Genomic DNA, 22,968 nt, shown 5'->3' on the forward strand with positions numbered 1-22,968 from the left:
TCAAAGCTTCCTCAGGCCGGACAGCACGCGCTCGAGGAGAGCGGTGTCCGGGGCGTCCGGGACCTTGCTGGCGTGCACCTGCACCACGCCGCGCTCCGCAAGGTCACCGATCAGGACTCGGGCGACACCCAGGGGCACCCGGATGAGCGCCGCGACCTCAGCGACGGAACGGCTCTCGCGGCAGAGCTCCGCGATCGTCCGCTCCTCGGGCGACCGGACGTAGCCGTCGATCACGTAACGGTCAGTGATCACCAGTGCTTCCATCGGGAAGACGCGCTTGGGTTGCGTGCGGCCACGGGTCAGGGCGTACGGCCTGACCAGCGGCGGCGGTTCGGATGCGTGGTTGCTCACGATCTCGGTCCTAGGGTCGGGGCACTGATCAGGCGCCGGTTCTGGTATCGGGGGTGAGGGCGGTGGCAACACGCGAGATCAACAGCTGCATCTGGTAGCCAACCTGTCCCAGATCGCAGTCGGGGGCGGCGAGGGCAGCAAGGCTGGAACCCTCACCAACCGCCATGAGGACCAGATAGCCACCGTCCATCTCGATGACCATCTGCTGGACATTACCCGCCGCGAAGCAGCGCGCTGCTCCCTGGGTAAGACTGGTGAGACCGGAGGCGATCGCCGAGAGCTGGTCGGCCCGGTCCGGGGGGGAAGTCGACGGAGCTGGCCATCGGCATGCCATCAGCCGACACCAGGATCGCGTGAGCGATGTCAGGGGTGCGCTGGGTCAGGCTGTCGACAAGCCAGTCCAGTCCTGCGGGGGCCGTTGTCACTGCTGCTCCTCACCTTCGGGGTTGCTTTCCGCCTCAGCGGGGTTGTTGCGGGCGCGGCTGACGCCCTTCTGGAAGCTGGACATGCCACGGGTGCGGCGCGCGTCCATGTTACGCGGACCTGATGACGGTGGTGTGACCGAAGGCGCAGCACCTGGGATCAGATTCTGACCCGGGACGCGGACCGGGAGGCCACCCTGGGTGATCGTCGCCGGCTCCTGCTCCTGCAGGTGCTCCAGCTCCTGGGCCCGGCGCCAGCCCTCGTCGCCCGGCGAGGACCAGCTCATCGGCGTGGTCGGCTCGTCGTCCTGAGCGACCGGCTCCTCGACCGGCTCGCCCGCGGGGGCGGCCGCCGGACGGGACTCGTTGATCCTGGGCCCCGGACCGGCCTTGGCGGCAGGAGCGATCGGGTCGCTGAGCGGGTCGCCCTTGGACTCCATCGCCCGGCGCGCACCGAGCGGGCGGCGTCGGGTGAACCACTCCGACTGGAGGTCGTCGAAGATCGAGCTGCCCTCGTCGTCGAGGATCGGAACCTCGGTGGTCGAGTCGAGCGGGTTCGGCGAGTTGGTCGGCTCCGGAGCCATCGGGCCCATCGGGCTCGGGGCGATCGCGTCACCGGCAGGACCGAACGGGTCGTCGTCGGGACCGAAGCCCGGCGGCGGCGTACGCGGCGTGGTGCGCTCGTTGGGGCGCTCGAAGGTGCGGAACGCGCCGGTGTCGGTGCCGAACGGGCTGCCACCCTGGGCGCCCGGGTCGCGACGCGGCAGCTCGCCGGTCTCGGTGCTCGGGTCGAAGCGACCGTCGGGGAAGCGCGCGGCCAGGTCCTCGGCCTTGCGCACCGGCAGCATGTTGGACAGGAAGCTCTGCTGCTGGCCGCTGGGGCTCTGCGGCGGCGCCGGCGGCTGGTTGGCGCCGAACGCGTCGCCACCGAACGGGTCACCCCCGTACTGAGGCTGGCCACCGCTGAACTGCTGCGGCTGCGCCGGGAAGCTGCCCGTGCGCGCGCCCGGACCCTCGAAGCCCGGGTCGCCCGGCATCGGCGGGACACCGCCGAAGGCCGGCTGCTGGCCGGTCTGCGGCCCGCTCTGACCGAAGCCGTTGTGCTGGCCGGAGTGGCCGTTGGCACCCTGCTGCGAGAAGGCCGACGCACCGCCACCGGAGAGGTTGGGGTGGTTGGAGGCACCCGGGGTGCGGCTCGGCAGCGCCGGGGGCGCCGCGGCGGAGGCCGTGGGCGCCTCGGGGGCCGGGAGGGCACCGACGGGTACGTCGTAGGGGTTGCCACCGGCGTACGGCTGGGCGTCGTAGGCGGGCATCCCGTACTGCATCTCGTACGGGAGCTCGCCGGTGCCCGGGTAGGCGCCGGTCTGCTGGCCGTAGCCGCCCTGCTGGAAGGCGTAGGCGTCGAAGCCCTGCTGCTGGCCGGAGGGAGCCTCCGCGTGAGCGCCGACGATCGTGGTGACCGGCATCTCGACGCGCGCGACCACACCACGGGGGCGGTTGGGTACGAGCTCGATGTAGAGACCGTGACGCGCCGCCAGGCGCGCGACCACGACCAGACCCATCATCCGGGCGACGTCGGCGTCGAGGCCGGTCGCACGGCGCAGCTTCATGTTGGCCGCGTCGAGCTCCTCCGGCGTCATGCCGATACCGAGGTCCTCGATCTCGACCAGCAGCGGCGCGGCGGGGCCGGCGCGGAAGGTGCGGATCGTGACGGCGGTGTCGGGCGGGGAGAAGTTGGTGGCGTTCTCGATCAGCTCCGCGAGCAGGTGCACGAGGTCACCCGCGATCGCGCCCTCGAACTCGGCGTTCTCGTCGGAGTCGATGTCGACCCGGGCGAACTGCTCGATCTCGGAGGCCGCGGCACGGAGCACGTCGAGGACCGGCACCGGACCACGAGCCGCGTGGCCGATCTCGCCACCGGCGAGGACCAGGAGGGACTCGTCGTTGCGGCGCATTCGGGTGGCGAGGTGGTCCAGGCGGAACAGGTTCGCGAGGTCGTCGGGGTCCTGCTCGTTGGCCTCGAGCTGGTCGATGAGCTGGAGCTGACGCTCGACGAGGCTCTGCGAACGGCGGGAGAGGTTCATGAACATCTTGTCGACGTTCGTCCGCAGCTCGGCCTGCTCGCCCGCCAGCCGGATCGCCTCGACGTGGACCGCGTCGAACGCGTCCGCGACGTCACCGATCTCGTCGCGGCGCGCGATGTCGAGGGGCTCCACATGGATATCCACCGGGCCTTCAGCCTGGTTCATGTAGGCGACTCGCTCAGGCAGGTCGTGGTTGGCCAGGTTGTAGGCCAGGCGGCGCAGCTGGCTCAGCGGCGACAGGATCGAACGGGCCGCGACCAGACCGACCGCGAGGGCGAAGATCAGGACGCCGAGAACGAGAAGCCCGATGACGATGGCGTCCCGGTTCGCGTCGCTCTTGATCTGCTCGACGTCGTCGCTGATCTCCTGCGCGGTCTGGACGATCATCTTCTGCAGACCGCGGATGAACTCTGTGCTGGCCTGGGTGTACTGGTCCGGGGTCATCTTGACCCGGTCCGTGCTGCCGCTGGAGATCACCTGGTTGACGACCCGGTGGGCGGGGGCTCCGATCGAGCCCTCGTCGGTGGTGTCGTTGGTCAGCTCGTCGAGCTGCTGGCGGATGTCGTCGGACGTCTTCGCGTAGTAGTCGGCCGTGGACAGGCGCCACTTGGCCTCGGCGCGGGCGAGCTCTGCGAACTCCTCGTCGCTGAGGACGTCGGGGTTGACCTCGCCCTGGCCCTCCTTGACCGCCTTCGCGCTCAGAGCCTTCATCATGATCATGCGCTCGACGCCCATGGCTTCCGAAGCCGGACGCACGTTGCTGATCGCGGCGATCTTGGAGAAGACCTCGTCGTTCTCCAGGGTCGGCATCTGCGCCGAGATCCCGAAGAGGTTGTTCATCACGGTCGTGTAGGCCAGCTGGGCCTCGACCTGGGTGTCCTTCTCCTGGATCTGCGCACGCAGGTCGTCGATGCCGTTCAGCGCCTGCTGGATCTCGACGATGCTGTTCTCGAGGTCCTTGTCGTCGCCGGCGTCGATCTCCTTCGCCTTGGCGCTCCAGGCCTCGATGGACTCGTCGGTCTTCTGCTGCAGCGGTCGCATGACGACCTCGGGAACGCCCGCGAGCGCTCCGTCCCGCTCGAACAGGATGTTGATCGCGAGTTGGTAGGTGTCAGGCAGTGCCTGGGCGACAGTCTCGGCCTGGCGTGCTTCCGCCTGGGCTGAGAGGGCGCGCGAAATGCTCAACCCGCCGAACACCATCGCCGCGATGGTCGGGACGAGCAGCACGAAGATCAGGCGCGCTCGAATTCCCTGCCAGGGCTTACGTTCCGGACGGTGGGTTGTGCTTGCGTATGGCTCGGCCATTACTCCCTCTCGTGGCCATGTCACATCATTCCCGAGAGGTATGCACCCTCTGTGGCGCACACCCCAGTCCCCCGCCGCGAAGTCTGCTGGCACCCGGGCGTGCCTGTCTGCAGTCTTTGGCGACGTAAACTTACGTCATAACTGGTCTCGATTACCAATGGTGTACGAAATCATTTGCAAATCTATGGAGGGGTAGGCGGAGTATAGGCCTCGCCCGCGCAGGGGACGAGCCGGCGACCCGTCCGTGGACCTCGTCGATGGCCGCAGAGGGGAATACCTCACGCGTCCCTGGGCGCTGAGGACTAGGCTCTCCCGCGTCGGCCGTCACAGTCGCCGGGCGACGTACGTTTGAAGCGCTGATGCGCGAGGAAGGGGCAAGCTGCCGTGCCTACTGGCAAGGTCAAGTGGTTCGACGCCACCAAGGGCTTCGGGTTTCTGTCGCAGGACGACGGTCCGGACGTGTACGTCCACGCCGACGCGCTCCCCGAGGGCGCTGCCAAGACCTTGAAGGCCGGCACCCGGGTGGAGTTCGGCATCGCCCAGGGGCGCCGCGGCGAGCAGGCGCTCTCGGTGACCGTCCTCGAGCGCTCCCCGTCCGTCTCCGGGCGCCAGCGTGCCGCCAAGCGCCGCAAGCCCGAGGAGATGGAGCTGATCGTCGAGAACGTGATCAAGCTCCTCGACGACATCCGCGACGGCTACGCCCAGGGCCGCCCGCCCACGCGCGAGCTGGCCAAGAAGGTCTCCCCCGCGCTGCGCCAGATCGCCGACGAGTTCGAGCTCTGACCCGCTAGATCCAGCTCAGGTCGGGGATCAGGGTCTGCACCCCGACCACGAGGCCGGCGACGTTGACGGCCAGCAGGACGAGGATCCAGAGCACCGACGGGATGCCGGTCAGGCCGGCGAGCTGGTCGGGGTCGGAGCCGCGGCGACCTCGCTCGCCGCGGCCGAGGAGCTCCAGGAGCGGCCTCGGTGAGGCGAGCAGGAGCAGCCAGGTGACCAGCGTCGCGACGATGGTCTGGATGCGGCCGTCGGCGTACCAGCTGATCGCACCCAGGGCGGCGCCGAGCGCCAGCAGGACGACGAGGCCGTAGCCGTTGCGTACCCACAGCAGCAGCACCAGCATCGCCGCCACCAGCAGCCACAGCAGCCCCAGCGCGTGGCCGGCGGCGAGCATGGTCGCGCTGAGCAGGCCGAGGAGCGCCGGGGCGAGGTAGCCGGCGGCGAGCATCGCTACCATCCCCGGCCCCGACGGCTTGCCGCGCGAGAGGGTGACGCCCGAGGTGTCGGAGTGGAGCTTGATCCCGGCCAGGCGCCGTCCCACCAGCACCGCCACGACCGCGTGCCCGGCCTCGTGGACGACGGTGACACCGAGACGTACGGTGCGCCAGGTCCCACGCCACACGACCAGCACCAGGGCGACGACCCCGGCGCCGATCAGCCAGGGCGCTTCGGGGACGGGCTGGGTCGCGGTGATCGTGTCCCAGAACTCCCTCACGCCGTCACCTCCGCGCTTCGCGCAGGCCGACGCTCGCTCACGTGGCCGCCTTCTGGTTCATCGATCCGGAGCGGAAGCCCCGCGGGTCGATCTCCGCGGCCGGGAATCCTGCGTCTGTCACGGTCCTGAGCACCTCGTCGGCATGGTGGGGGTCGAGAGGCAGGAGGTTAGCGGACAGCTCCACGGTGGCCTTCTCCCCATGGTCGCGCACGCGCAGATCCACGCGGGCGGCGTCGTGGCCGCGGGCGGCCAGGACGCTGCGTACGCCCTGCTCTGCCCTCTCCACGCGCGCGAGGCGCCTCGGGGTGACCTCGAGGCCGTAGGCGATCCGGCTGGAGAGGCAGGCCGCGGCCGGCTTGTCCCAGGTCGGCAGCCCCCAGCGGCGCGAGGCCTCGCGGATCTGCGCCTTGGTCAGCCCGGCATCCCTGAGCGGGGTGATCGCGCCGCGCTCGGCGGCCGCACGGATCCCGGGCCGCAGGCCGGTGAGCCCCTCGATCGCGTCGTCGGCGTTGGTGCCGGTGGCCACCTGGGCAAGGCCGAGCTCACGGGCCAGCGGCACGAGGGTGTCGAGCAGCTCCGCCTTGCAGAAGAAGCACCGGTCGGTGCCGTTGGCCCGGTAGCCCTCCCGCTCGATCTCGTGGGTCTGCGGGGTGACGAGGCGTACGCCGAGGCTCCGTGCGAACTCGGCGGCCGGGTCCCTCTCGGCGATCGGGAGACTGTGCGAATAGCCCGTCGCCGCGGCGACGTGGTCGCTGCTCAGGGCTCTGGTCGCGGCCGCCAGGAGGAAGGCGCTGTCGGCGCCGCCCGAGAAGGCGACCAGCACGCTGCCCCGAGTCCTGAGATCCGCTTCGAGAGCGTTGAGCCGTTGGTCGAGGTCGGACACGCTCCGACCCTATCCACGTGCTCCACGCGTGTTCGCGGATCGGCGCCGGGAGACCAGGACCACCAGCAGGACCACGAGCACGATCTCGACCACGACGAGGGCGCTCACGACCGCGACCGTGAGCACGACCGCGACGAGCGCGGTGCGTGTCGCCTCGTCGCGGTCGGCCCGCACCTCCTCGGCGATCTCCTGGGCGGAGGCGATGAGCACCTCCTGCAGGCCGCGCCTGAAGTCGGTGCTGGATGCGGCGTACGCCCCCAGGGTCAGCGCAGTGCCGTCACCGGCGATGATCTCGCTGACGCCCTGGAGGGCCGGCACGCCGGTGGCGCCTTCCGCTGCCGTGCCGTCGGTCAGCTCGTCGAGCGCGCGGCGCTGGTCCTTCGAGGATCCCTCGTAGAAGGCGACGAGCGAGCGCCGGAGTCGGGCCTCAGCCTCGGTGAGCGCGGCGATCTCGTCGTCGCCGATCTGCTTCTTGCCGGGCAACGGTGACCTGGAGAGTACGGCCGTCATGATCACGCGCTCCTCGCCCAGCGCCTCCCATATCTCGGGCATGTGGCCGAGCGCCTCGATCGACGAGGCGGCCCGGCCACTGCCCGTGTCCGGCAGCTCGTCCGCGATGTCGAACAGGTCGTTGGTCAGGGCCGCGTATCCCTTGGTCCCCGCGGCGCGATCGTCCGGCAGCTGCGTACGCAGCTCGTCGATGCCGTCGAGCCCTTCGGCGATCCGGGTGAGCGTCGCGTCGAGCTCCTCGTCGGCACCGCTGTCGATCTCCTCCGCCCGAGCGCGCCACGCCTGCACCGACTCGTCGGTGCTCTGCTGGACCGGCCGGAGGACGACGGGAGGCGCGCCGGCCATCATCGCGTCGCGCTCGAAGGACAGGTCGACCGCGACCGCGTAGGTGACGGGGAGAGCCTCGGCAAGCGCCACGGTCCGCTCGTCGGGTCCTGCCTGGCTGGTCGCCCGCGAGATGCCCAGAGAGCCGAGGACTGCCGCCAGGACCGCGACGATCACGGCCAGGGCCAGGACGGTCCAGATCGCCCACGCGCGCTTCTCGGCCCGTTCATGGGTCGGGGATTCCAGTGTGCTGCTCATGACGCCCTCTCGGGTCCGGATGAGTGACGAACCCTAGGGCAGGAGCGACGACGCGCGCCGGTGAATTCTGGATAGCGCCCGGGCCCGGACGGTCGTCTGGATAGGGTCTCAGCATGGGGGCAGAGCTGGGGGCATCGGCAGGTTCGGGCCGGCGTCAGAAGGGACTTCTGGGGTCGCTGGTCGAGATCCTGGTCATCGCGGCAACGGCGATCCTGCTCGCCGTCATCATCAAGACGTTCCTGGCCCAGGCGTTCTACATCCCCTCGGAGTCGATGCAGCCCGGTCTGGAGGTCAACGACCGGGTGCTGGTGGAGAAGCCCTCCTACTGGATGGGCGGCACGCCCGAGCGCGGCGACGTCGTCGTCTTCACCGACCCCGGCGGCTGGCTCTCCGCCAACCAGATCGCACCTGCGCCGACCGGCTTCCGGGCCGTGCTCGCCAAGATCGGGCTCTACCCCACCGGCGACCACCTGGTGAAGCGGGTCATCGGAGTCCCGGGCGACACCGTGGAGTGCTGCGAGTCGGGTCGCATCGTCGTCAACGGCACGCCCTTGGACGAGGCCTCCTACATCGCTCCCTCCGAAACCTGCGCCGGGCCGATGGCGCAGGACAACGGGTCGTACGTCCAGGGCGGCTGCCGAGGCTGGAAGGCCGTCGTCCCCGAGGGCCGGCTCTTCGTGATGGGCGACAACCGCGCCAACTCCGCCGACTCGTCCTTCCACCTGTGCAGCCCCGAGCGCCAGGAGTCGGGCGACGAGGCCTGCTCGAACGCCTTCGTACCCATCTCCGACGTCGTCGGCCGCGTCGCCGTCGTCTTCTGGCCCACCGACCGCTTCGGCGTCGAGCACCGCCCGGAGACCTTCGACTCCGTCGACTGACCCACCCGCCGAGGCGTCAGGTACGTCGGCCGAGACGTCACGTACGTCGGCCGAGACGTCAACGATGTGACGTCTCGACCGACAGGGCTGACGTCTCGACCGACGGGACTGACGTCTCGACCGACCGGACCGACCTCTCGACCGACCAGGCCGACCCTTCGCCCGACGGGGCTGACGCCTCGTCCGACGGGGCTGACGCCTCGCCCGACGGGACCGACCTTTCGACCGACCGGGCCGATGCTTCGGCGATCAGGCTTCGCGCACCACGTCCATGGTGCGGTCGCCGAACTTGACCTTGTCGCCGTCGACGAGAGCCGCGGGGCGGCGGGCGCCGAGGGCGCGCGCGGCACCCTTGCGGATCAGGGTGGTGCCGTTGGTGGAGCCGCGGTCCATGACCACGAGGGTGCCGTCGGCCGCGACCTGGAACTGGGCGTGGGTCTTGGACAGGGACATGTCGCTCGAGGAGAGGGCCACCCGGTGGGCGACCTCCTCGCCGGGGCGCGGCTCGGGACCGCGACCGACGATGGCGAGACCCTCGACCACGAAGCTCTGGCCGGTGTCGAAGGTGACCCGCCAGCGAGCCGTCGCCGCGGGCTGCGCCACCGGTGCGGGTGGCGGCGGAGGGGCAGGCTGCGCCGCCGGTTGCGCTGCGCGCGGAGCCGGAGCCGGAGGCGCGGGCGGGGCGGTGGGTGCGGGCGGAGCGGGCGGCATGGCGACCGGAGGCGCCTGGCGGGCGATCGGCGCCGGGACCTGGGTCTGGGCCGCCTGCGCCTCGGCCGCTGCCTGAGCGGGGCTCTGGGTCGGCGCGGCGGGGGTCTGCGGCCGCTCGGCCCGCTCCGGGGTCGCCTCGGCCTGCTTCAGGCGCATGGTGGTCAGGTTGACGATGCGGCGCGGCGCGGGGGCCTCCTCCTCGGCCTCGACGACCGCCGGAGGACGTACGTCGACCACGACCGAGCCCGCACGGCGGTCATGCCACCCCTGGCGCCGGCCACGGCCGTCCATCGCCGCGACCCAGGCGAAGGTGGCGGTGCCGATGCCGAGCGTCGGGATGGTGCAGATACCGAGCAGGGCCTGGCGTACGAACGCCTTGCCGACACCGATGGGCCGGCCTGCGGCTCCGGAGTCGTCGCTGACCACGCGGAGCCCGAGCGCCATCTTCCCGGGGGTCTTGCCCCCGGAGCCGGTGAGTACGGTGCCGACCAGCCAGACCGCCAGCACCACGCCGGCGATCAGGCCGACACCGGGAAGCGGGTTGTCGTTGCGAAAGAAGATCAGCCAGGCGGCGAACCCCGCCGCGGCGAAGATCGCCCAGGCGATCACCCGGTCGATGGCGAACGCGTAGAACCGGCGGTCCGGCTCCGCGATCGCTGCCTCGACGGCTGAGCCCGGCAGACCGGCCACGCTCATGCCGCCGCCTCCACGTGGGAGAGCGGCGGCACGAGCGAAAGCCGTTCGATCACGGGTTGGTCACCCGGATCGTCAGACTGTCACCGAGGTCGATGACGGCGCCCGGCATGAGCTGGACGGGTACGCCGGGGCGCAGATCCTCCGGGCCGAGCCCGGGCTGGACCAGCACGGTGCCGTTGGTCGAGCCGAGGTCGGTGACCACCGCGGCGCCGTGGTCGACACCGGCACCGGGACGGATCTCGCAGTGGGTCGAGGAGATCTCCTGGTGGGGACTCGGCACGGTCACCAGCATCGGCTGCTCGGTGGGTGTGAACCGGCTCGCCTCGGGGGCGCGGCCCACCAGGACCACCCGGTCGACCTCGACGCGGTCGCCGCTGGAGAACTCCAGGCGTGCGACCGGGTAGGCGGTCACCTTCGGCGCCTCGGGCTGGCCGGGGATCCCGGCGAGACCGGCGTTGAGGTCCTCGCCGACGCCGACCCGGGTCAGACCGTCGTGGTCGTCCTCATCGGGGTTGGGCTCCTCCCAGACCGGCTCGTCGTGGGTCTCGGGAATCGGCGCCACGGGCGGAGCCGGCGGCGCGGGCGGAGCCGGGAACGCTGGCGGGGCCGGGGGTGCCGGTGGGATGTCGGTCAGCGGCGCCCCGGGCGGCGGGCCGTCGAAGGGCGGTGCCTCGATCGGTGCGTCGCTCGGTGCGGCGTCGATCAGACCCTCGGACGGCGCATCCTCGAAGCGAGCGGGCGGCGCGTCCACCGGAGGCGGCGGAGGCGTCGTCAGCGGCGGCGGAGGCGGCACCGAGGGCGGACCGAAGCCGGGCGCCTGGGCGGACTCGGGCTCGTCGTAGGACTCCGGCTCGTAGGACTCCGGCTCGTCGTAGGACTGCTCGTCGACGGCCGGGAGAACCTCGGTCTCGGCGTCGAAAGCGTCGTCCGTGTCGGTCACGGGCTCCGGGGAGACCGCGGAGGGACCGAAGGAGGACGCCACAGCAGCGGCGTGCTCGTCGCTGGCGTAGTCGTCCTCGTAGCCGCCGGAGGCGGGCTCGGGGAAGTCCTGGTCGTCGGCGTCCTGGGAGGCGGCCGGCATCTCGAACGCCTCGGTCGGCTCGGTCAGGTCGTCGTGACGCGGCGCCGACGCCTCGCCGGAGTCGTCCCCGCGGTTGACCGAGATCGGCTCGTCCGCCTCGGCGTCCGCGTCGAAGTCGGCCTCCGGGACGTCGGCCTCCGTGTCGGAGTCGGGCTGCGAGTCGTCCGCGAGACCGGGGAGGTCACCCGAGACCGGGATCGGCGGAACGACCGAGAGCGAGGGCGGAGCCGCGACCGGCTCGTCCTCGTCGAGTCCCTGCTCCTCGGCGGAGTCCAGGTCGTCGGCGGAATCGGCGTAGCTCTCCTCGGGAAGAGGGTCGGTGAGCGGATCGACCGCGGCCGGCTCGTCGACGCTGTCGTCGGAGCCCTCCTCGACCGCCACCGGGGCAGGTACGAAACCCGCGCGGCTCTCCGGCGAGTCGTCCTGGGTGGACTCCGGCGCCGGCGGCGGGACCTCGAGGCCCGAGACCCGCAGCAGGCCACCGAGCGCCGTCATCGGCTCACCGGTCGCGCCCTCCTCGCCGAGCGAGACGGACATCCTGGTGACACCCTCGAGGGTGCGCTCGACCCACGTCTTCGACGACGAGCCGTCGACCTCGACGGCGCCCTCGCCGGCCTCGAACGAGACCACCGACGGGCCGCGCACGACCGTGCGTACGCTGCCGCCGTCAGGCGTGACGTCCCCGGAGATGAGGACGAAGCCCGGCAACGAGCTCAAGCCGGTCGCGACGAGTGCGTCGAGCACCTCGTCGAACCCGGCACCGTCGTCGACGAGCGCCCACAGCGCGCCCGCGCGGCTCTTCTCCGAGGGCGGGAGCAGCACCGTGGCGCTCTCACCGATGATGCCGAACCATGTGCCCGGCGTGTAGGACGTGCTTGCGATGGTTCCTTGCTCGCTCATGGCAGCACTCCTAGCTTCTGCTCCATACTCACCCTTTGTTGCTCCGAGTCATACGGGTTCTCCTCGGTCAATCCCATCACATCGACCACGATCGCGGTGGCGTTGTCCCGGCCGCCTGCCTCGACCGCGGCAGCGACGAGCTTCTCGGCCGTGTCGCGGGCGTCGGTGTCCTCCGCCGCGAGGATGTCGGCGATCTCGGAATCCGAGATCATTCCGCTCACGCCGTCCGAGCACAGCATCAGCCGCGCGCCCACGGGCAGGGTCACCTGGAAGATGTCGGGGACCGCCGGAGCCATCCCGCCCAGCGCCCGGGTCACCACGTTGCGCTCCGGGTGGTGCTCGGCCTGCTCGCGCGTGATCTGCCCCGAGTCGACGAGCTCCTGGACCAGGCTGTGGTCGCGGCTGAGCTGGCTCAGCGTGCCGTCGAAGTATCGGTAGATGCGCGAGTCGCCGACGTTGAGCAGGATCCACAACGGGCTGCTCCCCCCGTCGGCGATCAGCGCCGCCGCGCAAGTGGTGCCGGACTGGTAGTCCGAGGCCCCGCGCGAGCGCTGCTCGAGCGCGAAGGCCACGATCCGGTCCTGGGCCGACTGGAGGGCCTCGACCATCGCCTGGCTGCCGGACTCGGAGACGTAATGGGTGCCGCCGAGCTTGGCGAACTCCTGGATCACCATCTCGCTGGCGATGTCACCACCGTCGTGGCCGCCCATACCGTCCGCGACGACGAAGACCGGTGGCTCGGCCACATGGGAGTCCTCGTTGACCTTCCGCACCTGGCCGACATCAGTCGCGGCCCCGTGCGCGATCACTACTTTCCTGGACATCTCGCCCCCTAGGCCTGCCGGGATAGCGTGATGCCGATGGACACAGGCTTCCGCTCTCTCGCAGACCAGTTGCGCTCTTGGCCCACAGAGCGCATCTCACGCCTGCTTCTTGCTCGTCCTGATCTCGCCACGCCGTCCCCTCATGACTCCGGCCAACTCGCCGCCCGAGCAGCCACTCGCACATCCTTGCACTCCGCGATGGATGACCTTAACCATCTCGAGCTGATCGTGCTTGATGCCGTTGTCCTCGCGAATCAAACCACCAAAGCCCACTTATCTTCCATGCTGAACGCTGAAGTGGACGCCGCGACACGGGCACTTTCTCATCTGGAGGACACCTGCCTGGTGTGGCACTCCCTCGACGGCCTGCGCGCGGTGACCGGTGTCGCGGCCCTGCTGCAGGGGTCGCCGGGCACCTCGGGACTGCAGCCGTTCGCCGCTGACCAGGAAGAAGGCGTACGCAGCCTGCCGGCTGTGTCGGCCGAGGCGCGCGCGATGCTGGCGGCCGTCGACGCCGGCGGCGGGCAGGCCTCCTCCTCCCGCGCGCGCCCGGGCGTCTCGGTGGCCGAGGCGTCCGGACCGGCCGAGGAGCTGATCGCCCACGGGCTGCTGGTGTCCTCGGGCGACGGCATGCTGACCCTGCCCGGCGAGGTCGGGCTCGCGCTGCGGGGCGGACGAACGACGCCCGACCCCGTGGACGTCCCGCCGCCCCTGCCGACCTCCTCGCGGGCGTCCACGCTGGTCGACCGGGCGGCCGCGGGCGCCGCCTTCGAGCTCGTACGCAACCTCGAGCTGCTCCTCGACGCCTGGAGCGCCACGCCACCCCGGTCGCTGCGCGGCGGGGCGGGGCTGACGGTGCGCGACCTGAGGGCGAGCGCCGAGCGGCTCCATCTCACCGAACCCGGAGCGGCCCTGCTGATCGAGGTCGCCTGGTCCTCGGGGCTACTCGCGCTGGGCACCGACGAGGAGGGCGACCCGTCCTGGATGCCGACCGAGCTCTTCGACCAGTGGCTCCAGCAGCCGCTCGCGGCCCGTTGGAGCCACGTCGCCGGCGCCTGGCTGGCCTCGCCGCGCCTTCCCGGGCTCGTCGGCCAGCGGGACCCGGCCGGGAAGACGTGGAACGCGCTGGCGCCCGACCTGGCCGGCGCCTCGGCCGTGGAGACACGGCGGCTGACGCTGCGCCTGCTGGCCGGGCTCCCGGACGGCGAGGTGCTCGCCGCCGGCACCGGGCCGGCGGCGGTGGTCGCCAGGCTCACCTGGGAGCGGCCGCGCCGGCCGCGCACCCGCACCGAGTCCCGCGAGTCGCTGGTGGACTGGACGCTCACCGAGGCCGAGGCCCTCGGGCTCACCGCGTTCGGCGGGCTGGCTGCGTACGGTCGGCTTCTGGTGGCGGGCGAGGACCCGGTCCCGACCCTGGCCGGGCTGCTGCCGGAGCCGGTCGACCACGTGCTGCTCCAGGGCGATCTGACCGCGGTCGCACCGGGGCCGCTGGAGCCCGCGCTGGCTCGCACGCTGGCCGTGGTGGCCACCGTGGAGTCGCACGGCGGGGCGACGGTCTACCGGTTCACCAAGGAGTCCGTGCGCCGGGCGATGGACCGCGGCTGGACCGCCACCGAGATCCACGCGTTCCTCACCGCCGCCTCCCGCACCCCCGTCCCGCAGGCGCTGACCTACCTGGTCGACGACACGGCGCGTACGTTCGGCACGGTCCGGGTCGGGTTCGCCGCGGCCTACCTGCGCAGCGACGACGAGGCCGCGCTGGCCGAGCTGCTGGCCCATCCCGCGGCCGAGTCGCTGGGGCTGCGGCGGCTGGCACCGACGGTCGTCGTCAGCACCGTCGCGCTCGACTCGCTCCTCCCCCGGCTGCGCGAGCTGGGTCTGGCGCCGGTCGTCGAGGCACCCGACGGGTCGGTCCACGTGGCGCGTCCCGACGCCAAGCGCGCCAAGGCCCGCAACGCGCCGCGCCCCGCGGGTGCGCAGGAGGCCCACCTCACCGCGCGGGCGACCGCGGTGGCGGCGCGCATCAAGGCCGGCGACGAGACCGCCGCCTCACGCCCCTCGCCGCCCGAGCCGGCCTCGACCATGGCGATCCTCCACGAGGCCATCGACGCCGGGGAGCAGGTCGTGATCTCCTACGTCGACGGCCGCGGGGTCGCCGACGAGGCCCGCGTCGAGCCCGTGGGCATCGACGGCGGCTCCCTGGCGGCCCGGGTCGAGGACGACGTACGTTCCTTCGCGCTGTCCCGGATCAGGAGCGTCCGGCCGGGGTCGTGACCTTCTCCTCCTCCGCTGCCTCCACCGCCTTCCGCCGGCCGCGCCAGAGCACGCGGCCGCGCGTCTCCCACTGCGAGAGCGCGACGGCGAGGATGAGCGCGACGCCGTAGAAGAGGTCGTTGACCCAGCGCGGCGAGCCGCCCAGCTGAAGACCCTTGATGCCGACGGCGAGGACGTACATCGCCACCAGCGTGCCCCACACGTTGAACCGTCCGCCCCGGAACTGGGTCGAGCCCAGGAACACCGCGGTCAGCGCCGGGAGCAGGAAGCTCGGGCCGACCGTAGGGTCCCCGGCGTTGAGGCGGCTGGTGAGGAGGGCTCCGGCCAGCGCGGCGATCGCGCCGCCAGCCATCAGCGCGCCGGTCTGGATCCGGGTCACGCCGACGCCGGCGAGCCGGGCGGAGTCGGGGTTGAAGCCGGAGGCGTACATCCGACGGCCGACGGGGGTGCGCTCGAGGACGTACCAGCTCACCAGGGCCACCGCGAACAGGACGTAGACCGGCACCGTCACGCCCGCCCACTGCGTCGTGGCCAGCGTCCGGTAGGAGGGACCGAGGTCGAGGATCTGCTGGCTGCCGGAGACCCAGGCCATCCCGGCGAGCAGGATCGAGCTCATCGCCAGGGTCGCCACGATCGGCTCGACCCGCAGCCTGGTGATGACGACCGCGGTGACCCAGCCGATCAGCGCGCCGACGACCAGCACCAGCGGGAGCTGGACCACGATCGGCAGACCCGCCTTCGCCAGCAGCCAGGCCGACAGGATCGCGGTGAAGCCGACCTGCGCCCCGATCGCCAGGTTGAGCGAGCCGGTGACCAGCGGGATCAGCGCGGCGAGCGCGGCCAGCCCGGTGAGCGCCTCGGCGTCGAGGATCGAGCGCCACACCCCGACCTGGAGGAACCGGTCCGGGATCCAGATCGAGAAGACGACGAACATCACCACGAAGATGTAGACGGCGCTGATGTTGCGGAAGGAGAGTGCACGCAGGTTCACGATGGTCCTTGGTTCTGGCTCTCGGGGTGGTCGGGCGTCAGGCCGTAGCCCTCGACGAGCAGGCGGTGCTCGGTGAGCGTCGCGCCGGCGAGCTCGGCGACGAGGCGGCCGTCTCGCAGGACGAGCACGCGGTCGCAGATCCGGAGCAGCTCCTTGGTGTCCGAGGAGCTCACCAGCACCGCGGTCCCGTTGGCCGCGGCCTGTCCAACCGCCTCGTAGATGGTGGTCTTGGCGCCGATGTCGACACCCTGGGTCGGCTCGTCGAGCAGCAGCACCAGCGGGTCGTCGCGCAGCCACCTGGCCAGCACGATCTTCTGCTGGTTGCCCCCGCTGAACAGCCCGAACCGCTGCTCGGTGCGGTGCGGACGGACGTCGTACGCCGCCAGCCGGCGCTCCGCCTCCGCACGCTCCCGACGGGTGCTGATCGCGCCGCCGGCACCTTGGACGGTGCGCAGCTGCGGCAGGGTGAGGTTCTCCCGGGCGCTCATCTGGGCGGTGGAGCCGTGCCGGGCGCGATCGCCCGGGACGAAGGCGACCCTGCGCCGGATGCTGGTCGCCGGGGTCGGCGCCAGCACGACAGCGCCGTCGACGGTGAGGCTCCCCATCTGGGACGGCACCGCGCCGAAGAGCAGCGACGGCACCGCCTCCCGGCCCGAGCCGAGCACGCCGGCGACGCCGACGACCTCGCCCGGGTGCAGGTCGAGGTCGAGGTGCTCGATGGCACCACCGCGCAGGCCACGGACGCTCAGGACCGGGTCGGTGCTGCGTACGTCCTGGGGCCGGTGGCTCTCGATCTGCGCCGGGGTGGCGCCGGTGATGAGCTCGACGAGCCGGTCGTGGTCGAGGCCCTCGACCGGCTCCGCGGCGACGACTCGTCCGTCGCGCAGCACCACGACCCGATCGGCGAGCGCGAGGACCTCGTCGAGGCGGTGGGAGATGAACATGACGCCCGCGCCGTCGGCCGCGAGACGGCGGACCGCCGAGAAGAGGACCTCCACCTCGGCGCCGTGCAGCGACTCGGTGGGCTCGTCGAGGACGAGCACGTTGCGCGGGTGCGTCCACCCGTCCAGGGCGCGTGCGATCGCGACGATCGCACGCTGACCGGGCGTCAGGGACGCGACCGGGACGGTGACGTCGAACGCCTCCCCGAACCGGGAGACGAGCTCGACGGCACGGCGGCGCTCGGCCCGACTGTCATGGGGGCGCAGTCGGGCCGAGCCGATCAGGTTCAGGTTCTCGATCGCGGTCAGCGCACCGACCAGCGCGAGATCCTGATGGATGAAGTGCAGCTCGGCTGCCTCCTCGCCCTCCGAAGCGGGCAGCTCGAGGGTGCCGCCGTCGGCGGCGTACCTGCCCGCGAGGACCTTGACCAGGGTCGACTTCCCGGAGCCGTTGTGGCCGAGCACGGCCACCACCTCGCCGCCGTGCACCTCGAGCGAGACGTCGTCGAGCGCCCGCAGGCCCGGGAAGTCCTTCACCAGGGAGGTGACCCGCAGCAGCGGGTCACCTCTCGATATCTCGGCCGACATCGCTCAGTCGACCAGCCAGGTCTCGGCGAAGAGCGCCTCGAGATCCTCGATCGCCTGGTAGCCGACCGTGGCGTCCTCCGGGAGGTTCGCGGCGTCCGTGACCCGGGTCAGGGTCGAGGCACGCACCTCGGTCGCCGGCCACTCGTACGCATCGCCGTTCATCTCCCGCAGCAGCTGGTCCAGGACCGTCCACATCATCAGGTTGAGGTCGACCGAGAGCGTCGCGTCCTGGTCGCCGGAGCCGATCTGCTCGTAGTTGGGCGGCGAGGTCCACATCCCGATGCCCTGGGTCTCGATACCGGCCAGCTTCAGCTTCTGAGGCAGACCGATCTGGACCTCGTCGACCGCGGCGATGAAGTACTCCGTGTCCGGGTTGGCCTGCAGGTCGCTGACCACCCGGTCGGCCGCGGTGGAGCCCAGCTCGGCGATCGGGATGTCGACGGTGCGCAGCGTGCAGTCGGGGCAGAGCTCCTTCATCTTCGCCTTCGCCCCCTCCAGCTCCAGCGGCGAGAACGGGAACTCGGGCACGTTGTAGAAGACGTACTCGCTCGCGCCCTCCGAGCGAACCACGGCGGCCGCCGCCAGCGCGGCGCCGTTGGCCTTCATCCAGTCCGGGCCGTTGAACGCCTCGGGCAGGCCGTGCTCGACGGTGTTCATCACCGACCCGGAGGCGATCGGGATCCCCTTCTCCGTCAGCGTCTTGATCTGCGTCTCGAAGAAGACCGGGTCCAGGGTGATGTTGATGACCCCGTCGGGCGCCTTCTCGACGACGGTGTTCATCGCGGCGTTGATGCTCTGCGCGTCCCGGCCGACCTCGACCCGCTCCAGCTTCAGCCCGAGCAGCTTCGCCGGTGCCTGCAGGTTGCCCCACATCACCGCGCTGACCGGGGTGCCGACGTCGAGGTAGACGACCTCGGTGCCCTGGGCGATCGGCTTGGAGAGCGGCTCGTCGATCAGCTGACCCTTCTCACCCTCGCCGTTCCACGGCTCCAGGTAGGCCTGCGCGGCCTCGACGTCGGCTTCGGCGCCGGCACCGCCTCCGTCTCCGCTCTCGCTCCCGCAGCCGGCGAGCAGCAGCGCTCCCGCGGCCAGCGCCGCGTACATCCGCTTCGTTCTCATTGTGCGTCGTCCTTGTCTCAGGTGGATCGGGTGGATCAGTGGGGGACCCGAGAGGGTTCAGAAGGGGTACGCCTGGATCTGCGACTGCACCGTGACCCACTGGGTCTCGGTGAAGGCGTCGATGTTGGCCTCGTGGCCGCCGAACCGGGCGCCGGTGCCGGAGTCGCCGACACCACCGAACGGCGCCTGGGCCTCGTCGTCGACGGTCTGGTCGTTGACGTGCACGATCCCGCTGGGGATCCGGTCGGCGAGCTCGTAGCCCGCGAACGGATCCGTGGTGAGGACGCCGACCGAGAGGCCGTAGTCGCTGCGGCGGACCAGCTCGATCGCCTCGTCGACGGTCTCGAACCGGGTCACCGGTGCGACCGGCCCGAAGATCTCCTCGGCGAACGCGGGATGCTCCGGGGTCACCGCGGACAGCACCGTCGGCTGGTAGAAGAGGCCCTCGTACGTCCCACCCGTCTCCAGTTTCGCGCCGGCCTGGATCGACCCCGTGACCAGGGCGTGCACCTTGTCGCGCTGACCCGCGTCGATGACCGGCCCCAGAGGTACGCCGCTGGTCGGGTCGCCCACCGGGATCCCGGCGGCCTTGGCGGCCAGGGTCGCGACGTACTCGTCGTAGATGTCGGCGTGCACCAGGTGGCGGCCGGTGGTCATGCAGATCTGGCCCTGGTGCAGGAAGGAGCCCCAGGCTCCGGCCGAGGCCGCGGCGGCCACGTCGACGCCGGGCAGGACGATCATGGCGTTGTTGCCGCCGAGCTCGAGATGGGCACGCTTGAGCAGGCGTCCGGCGCGCTCGCCGATGACCCGGCCGGCCTCGGTCGAGCCGGTGAAGGAGATGACCGGCACCTCCGGATGCTCGACAAGGGCCGAACCGGCCGCGACCCGTCCCGGGACGACGGCCAGCAACCCGGCCGGGAGCCCGGCCTCCTCCAGCAGCGCGGCGAGGAACAGCCCGCCGCCGATGCTGGTGCGCGGGTCGGGCTTGAGGACGACGGCGTTGCCCAGCGCGAGCGCCGGGAAGACGGAGCGGGCGGCCAGGATCGCCGGGAAGTTGAACGGCGAGATGACACCGACGACGCCCACCGGGCGACGCCGGGCGACGCTCAGCCGCGGGTGCGAGGACTGGAGCAGCTGGCCGTAGGGCATCAGCGCGGTCGCGGCGGCATGGTGCAGCTCGGCGGCGACCAGCCCGGCCTCGAAGGCCGCCTTGCCCTGACCGGATCCGGCCTCGCGCACGAGCCAGTCGACCAGCCCGTCCTGGTGCTCGGCCAGGATCGCGGCGGCCCGGCGCATCACCTCGGCGCGCACCTCGGCCGGTCGTGCCGCCCACTCCCGCTGCGCCTCGACCCCCAGGCTCACCGCCTGGTCCACATCGGTGGCCTCGCCGGACGCGACCTCGGCGATCACCTCGCCGGTCGCCGGCGCGGACACCTCCAGCGTCCCGCTGAGTCTCACCCAGCCCCCGACGTACGCCCTGCCGGTCCACTGGTCCTGGTCGAAGAAACCCATCCCACTCCCTCGTCTGCATCTGGCGACGACGGCCTCTGGTGGCCGCCGCCGCGACGACGCTACGGCGGGTCGCCGCCGTCTGAACCGACGATTTGTGCACGGCGCCGGGCGGATACGAGCGTGACCGGCATCACGTTCCGTAGGCTCTTGTCAGGCCCGGGAGGAGGGATGAGATGAGCGCCGTGGTCGAGGTCGACAGTGCCGACGCCTGGCAGTCGGTGGTGAGCACCTGCTTCGTGCCCCTCGCCTGCAACGACGTCGAGCCCGGGTTCACCGGCCGGATGGAGCACACCCAGCTCGACGACGGCATCGCGGTGGCGCTCGCGACCTCCTCGGGCCACAGCTCCACGCGCACCGCCCGGCTCGCCCGTGGCGCCGGCGGAGACGACCTGCACCTCTCGCTGCAACGCTCGAGCACCGGCACGGTCTCCTCCGGGTCCCGGACCGTTGCGGTGCGCCCCGGGTCGGTGTCGGTCTACCGGGTCGACGCCCCCTACCTCGTGGACTACTCCGCCCCGCACCAGCAGCAGCTTCTCGTCCAGGTCTCCCGCTCCTCGATGCGGCTGCCGAGCGGGATGCTCGGCGAGGCCGCGGACCGGGTCGCGCTCCCCCGGGTCCAGGAGGCACCGGCGGCGCGTGCCCTCTTCTCCTACGCGGCCGCGCTCCCGGAGGCGGAGAGTCCTGCCGAGGTGGCGACCGTGGTCCGCGACCTGGCGGCGGTGATGATCCACTCCGCGTTCACCAGCGCCCCGGTCACCCCGCACACCACCGCCGGGCTGCGCCACACCGTGCGCCAGCACCTGCGCGACCACGCCGGAGACCGCACCCTGACCATGGACGAGGTCGCCCACCGCCACGGTGTCTCCCGGCGGCGGCTCTACCAGGTCTTCGAGGAGTCCGGCAGCTCCCCGGCCGCCTACCTCCGCTCCGTACGCCTCGCCGCCGCCGCCGAGATGCTCTCCGCCGAGCGCCGGCCTCCCGGCGGCATCGGCGCCGTCGCGTACGTCTGCGGGTTCAACGACCCGCTCACCTTCACCCGTGCCTTCCGCCGGGCCTACGGCGTCACGCCGCGGGAGTGGCGCGCCGGGGACCGCGTCGCCTGAGCCCGACCGCGGTCCGCGGGCCGGCCCGTAGGCTGGTCCGGTGAACGACGGCCCCCTGATCGTCCAGTCGGACAAGACGCTGCTGCTCGAGGTCGACCATGCCCGGGCAGGTGAGTGCCGCAAGGCGATCGCGCCGTTCGCCGAGCTGGAGCGGTCACCGGAGCACATCCACACCTATCGGCTGACGCCGCTGGGCCTGTGGAACGCACGCGCGGCCGGGCACGACGCCGAGCAGGTGGTGGACACGCTGCTGGAGTTCTCCCGCTATCCGGTTCCACACTCGCTGCTGGTCGACGTCGCCGAGACGATGGCCCGCTACGGCCGGCTCCGCCTCGAGAAGAACCCGGCCAACGGGCTGGTGCTGGTCTCCTCCGACCGGGCGGTGCTGGAGGAGGTCATCCGGGCGAAGAAGGTCGCCGGGATGCTCGGCGAACGGCTCGACGCGGACACCGTCGTCGTCCACCCCTCCGAGCGCGGCAACCTCAAGCAGGCGCTGCTCAAGCTCGGCTGGCCGGCCGAGGACTACGCGGGCTACGTCGACGGCGAGGCGCACCCGATGTCGCTGGACACCTCCGACTGGACGCTGCGCCCCTACCAGTCGGAGGCCGCCGAGTCGTTCTGGCACGGCGGCTCCGGCGTCGTCGTGCTCCCCTGCGGAGCCGGCAAGACGCTGGTCGGCGCCGCCGCGATGGCGCACGCTCAGGCGACCACCCTGATCCTCGTCACCAACACCGTCTCCGCGCGGCAGTGGAAGGACGAGCTCGTACGCCGCACCTCGCTGACCGCGGACGAGATCGGCGAATACTCGGGGTCGGTCAAGGAGATCCGGCCGGTCACGATCGCCACCTACCAGGTGCTGACCATGCGCCGGAAGGGCGCCTATCCCCACCTCGAGCTGCTCGATGCCCGCGACTGGGGACTGGTCGTCTACGACGAGGTGCATCTCCTCCCCGCCCCGATCTTCCGGATGACCGCCGACCTGCAGGCCCGCCGCCGGCTCGGCCTGACCGCCACGCTGGTGCGTGAGGACGGTCGTGAGGGCGACGTGTTCTCCCTGATCGGCCCCAAGCGCTACGACGCACCCTGGAAGGACATCGAGGCGCAGGGCTGGATCGCCCCGGCGGACTGCGTCGAGGTGCGAGTGACCCTGCCCGCCGACGAGCGGCTCGTCTACGCCACCGCCGAGCCCGACGAGCGCTACCGGATCGCCTCGTGCACCCATCACAAGATCGACGTGGTCAAGGAGATCGTCGCCTCCCACGCCGGCAAGCCGACGCTGGTGATCGGGCAGTATCTCGAGCAGCTCGACGAGATCGCGGCCTCGCTCGACGCCCCGGTGATCGAGGGCAAGACGTCGGTCAAGGAGCGCCAGCGGCTCTTCGACGCCTTCCGCTCCGGCGAGATCGACCTGCTCGTCGTCTCCAAGGTCGCCAACTTCTCCATCGACCTGCCCTCCGCCGAGGTCGCGATCCAGGTCTCCGGGGCCTACGGCTCCCGTCAGGAGGAGGCCCAGCGCCTCGGGCGCCTGCTGCGTCCCGGCGACGGCAACAAGACCGCGCACTTCTACACGATCGTCTCCCGCGACACCGTCGACGCCGACTTCGCCCAGAACCGCCAGCGTTTCCTGGCCGAGCAGGGCTATGCGTACCGGATCGTCGATGCCGACTCGCTCGACGACCTCACCTCCTGACCCTGGGTCGAATCGGTAGGCCTGGCCG

General features: G+C 71.5%; 19 protein-coding genes. 5 read left to right on the forward strand and 14 right to left on the reverse strand.

Annotated elements, in window-relative coordinates; translation table 11 throughout:
- The 4 genes from ACZ6WN_RS08365 to ACZ6WN_RS08380 are packed head-to-tail and all read right to left on the reverse strand — an operon-like array spanning position 1 to position 4,084.
- Positions 1 to 351: a DUF742 domain-containing protein gene (locus ACZ6WN_RS08365; protein ID WP_008360948.1), complete on the reverse strand. Its 351-nt coding sequence runs from the start codon at positions 349 to 351 to the stop codon at positions 1 to 3.
- Positions 352 to 379: 28 nt separating this feature from the next.
- Complete coding sequence (locus ACZ6WN_RS08370) at positions 380 to 622, reverse strand: roadblock/LC7 domain-containing protein (RefSeq protein WP_465864962.1); 243 nt, start codon at positions 620 to 622, stop codon at positions 380 to 382.
- Complete coding sequence (locus ACZ6WN_RS08375; RefSeq protein ID WP_465863991.1) at positions 564 to 776, reverse strand: roadblock/LC7 domain-containing protein; 213 nt, start codon at positions 774 to 776, stop codon at positions 564 to 566. Before ACZ6WN_RS08375 ends, ACZ6WN_RS08370 begins: the two co-directional genes overlap by 59 nt.
- Complete coding sequence (locus tag ACZ6WN_RS08380; protein WP_465863993.1) at positions 773 to 4,084, reverse strand: sensor histidine kinase; 3,312 nt, start codon at positions 4,082 to 4,084, stop codon at positions 773 to 775. The genes ACZ6WN_RS08375 and ACZ6WN_RS08380 overlap by 4 nt, the downstream gene beginning before the upstream one ends.
- Positions 4,085 to 4,546: 462 nt before the next feature.
- Between ACZ6WN_RS08380 and ACZ6WN_RS08385 the strand changes: the two genes are divergently transcribed.
- Complete coding sequence (locus ACZ6WN_RS08385; RefSeq protein ID WP_008360941.1) at positions 4,547 to 4,945, forward strand: cold-shock protein; 399 nt, start codon at positions 4,547 to 4,549, stop codon at positions 4,943 to 4,945.
- Between the two features lie 4 nt (positions 4,946 to 4,949).
- Here the strand turns inward: ACZ6WN_RS08385 and ACZ6WN_RS08390 are convergent, their stop codons facing one another.
- From ACZ6WN_RS08390 to ACZ6WN_RS08400, 3 genes are read right to left on the reverse strand one after another with little or no spacing between them, the layout of a single operon-like run.
- On the reverse strand, positions 4,950 to 5,657 hold the full coding sequence (locus ACZ6WN_RS08390; RefSeq protein WP_465863996.1) for a M50 family metallopeptidase: 708 nt from the start codon (positions 5,655 to 5,657) through the stop codon (positions 4,950 to 4,952).
- Positions 5,658 to 5,694: 37 nt separating this feature from the next.
- The gene (larE, locus tag ACZ6WN_RS08395; RefSeq protein WP_465863998.1) at positions 5,695 to 6,540 is read right to left on the reverse strand and encodes an ATP-dependent sacrificial sulfur transferase LarE; all 846 of its coding nucleotides are present in this window, start codon (positions 6,538 to 6,540) and stop codon (positions 5,695 to 5,697) included.
- Positions 6,541 to 6,549: 9 nt separating this feature from the next.
- Positions 6,550 to 7,632 carry a nitrate- and nitrite sensing domain-containing protein gene (locus ACZ6WN_RS08400; RefSeq protein ID WP_465864000.1) on the reverse strand — a complete coding sequence of 361 codons (1,083 nt, stop codon included), beginning with the start codon at positions 7,630 to 7,632 and terminating at the stop codon, positions 6,550 to 6,552.
- A 113-nt stretch (positions 7,633 to 7,745) separates the two neighbouring features.
- On the opposite strand from ACZ6WN_RS08400, the gene lepB reads away from it, so the two are divergent.
- On the forward strand, positions 7,746 to 8,510 hold the full coding sequence (gene lepB / locus ACZ6WN_RS08405) for a signal peptidase I (RefSeq protein WP_465864002.1): 765 nt from the start codon (positions 7,746 to 7,748) through the stop codon (positions 8,508 to 8,510).
- Positions 8,511 to 8,759: 249 nt separating this feature from the next.
- Here the strand turns inward: lepB and ACZ6WN_RS08410 are convergent, their stop codons facing one another.
- From ACZ6WN_RS08410 to ACZ6WN_RS08420, 3 genes are read right to left on the reverse strand one after another with little or no spacing between them, the layout of a single operon-like run.
- Entirely contained in the window at positions 8,760 to 9,917 is a 1,158-nt protein-coding gene (locus ACZ6WN_RS08410; RefSeq protein WP_465864004.1) for an RDD family protein, read from the reverse strand.
- A gap of 49 nt (positions 9,918 to 9,966) precedes the next feature.
- Complete coding sequence (locus tag ACZ6WN_RS08415) at positions 9,967 to 11,898, reverse strand: FHA domain-containing protein (protein WP_465864006.1); 1,932 nt, start codon at positions 11,896 to 11,898, stop codon at positions 9,967 to 9,969.
- On the reverse strand, positions 11,895 to 12,722 hold the full coding sequence (locus ACZ6WN_RS08420) for a PP2C family protein-serine/threonine phosphatase (RefSeq protein ID WP_357335481.1): 828 nt from the start codon (positions 12,720 to 12,722) through the stop codon (positions 11,895 to 11,897). The genes ACZ6WN_RS08415 and ACZ6WN_RS08420 overlap by 4 nt, the downstream gene beginning before the upstream one ends.
- A 282-nt stretch (positions 12,723 to 13,004) precedes the next feature.
- Here ACZ6WN_RS08420 and ACZ6WN_RS08425 point away from each other — a divergent pair, with 282 nt between their 5' ends.
- Positions 13,005 to 14,996 carry a helicase-associated domain-containing protein gene (locus tag ACZ6WN_RS08425; RefSeq protein WP_465864008.1) on the forward strand — a complete coding sequence of 664 codons (1,992 nt, stop codon included), beginning with the start codon at positions 13,005 to 13,007 and terminating at the stop codon, positions 14,994 to 14,996.
- On the opposite strand, the gene ACZ6WN_RS08430 is transcribed toward ACZ6WN_RS08425, so the two are convergent.
- From ACZ6WN_RS08430 to ACZ6WN_RS08445, 4 genes are read right to left on the reverse strand one after another with little or no spacing between them, the layout of a single operon-like run.
- On the reverse strand, positions 14,971 to 15,987 hold the full coding sequence (locus ACZ6WN_RS08430) for an ABC transporter permease (RefSeq protein WP_465864010.1): 1,017 nt from the start codon (positions 15,985 to 15,987) through the stop codon (positions 14,971 to 14,973). The two genes, ACZ6WN_RS08425 and ACZ6WN_RS08430, sit on opposite strands and share 26 nt — an antisense overlap.
- Positions 15,984 to 17,516 (reverse strand): sugar ABC transporter ATP-binding protein, encoded by a 1,533-nt coding sequence (locus ACZ6WN_RS08435; RefSeq protein WP_465864012.1) that lies wholly within the window; start codon positions 17,514 to 17,516, stop codon positions 15,984 to 15,986. Before ACZ6WN_RS08435 ends, ACZ6WN_RS08430 begins: the two co-directional genes overlap by 4 nt.
- A 3-nt stretch (positions 17,517 to 17,519) precedes the next feature.
- Positions 17,520 to 18,635, reverse strand: coding sequence for a sugar ABC transporter substrate-binding protein (locus ACZ6WN_RS08440; protein ID WP_465864014.1), 1,116 nt, complete (start codon positions 18,633 to 18,635; stop codon positions 17,520 to 17,522).
- Positions 18,636 to 18,692: 57 nt separating this feature from the next.
- Positions 18,693 to 20,147, reverse strand: coding sequence for an aldehyde dehydrogenase family protein (locus ACZ6WN_RS08445; RefSeq protein WP_465864016.1), 1,455 nt, complete (start codon positions 20,145 to 20,147; stop codon positions 18,693 to 18,695).
- Between the two features lie 173 nt (positions 20,148 to 20,320).
- On the opposite strand from ACZ6WN_RS08445, the gene ACZ6WN_RS08450 reads away from it, so the two are divergent.
- Together ACZ6WN_RS08450 and ACZ6WN_RS08455 are read left to right on the forward strand one after the other, a co-directional pair.
- The gene (locus tag ACZ6WN_RS08450) at positions 20,321 to 21,250 is read left to right on the forward strand and encodes a helix-turn-helix transcriptional regulator (protein WP_465864018.1); all 930 of its coding nucleotides are present in this window, start codon (positions 20,321 to 20,323) and stop codon (positions 21,248 to 21,250) included.
- Positions 21,251 to 21,290: 40 nt separating this feature from the next.
- Positions 21,291 to 22,940 (forward strand): DNA repair helicase XPB, encoded by a 1,650-nt coding sequence (locus tag ACZ6WN_RS08455; RefSeq protein ID WP_465864020.1) that lies wholly within the window; start codon positions 21,291 to 21,293, stop codon positions 22,938 to 22,940.
- Positions 22,941 to 22,968: the final 28 nt, after the last annotated feature.

Source organism: Nocardioides sp. NPDC054178 (genome assembly GCF_055585005.1).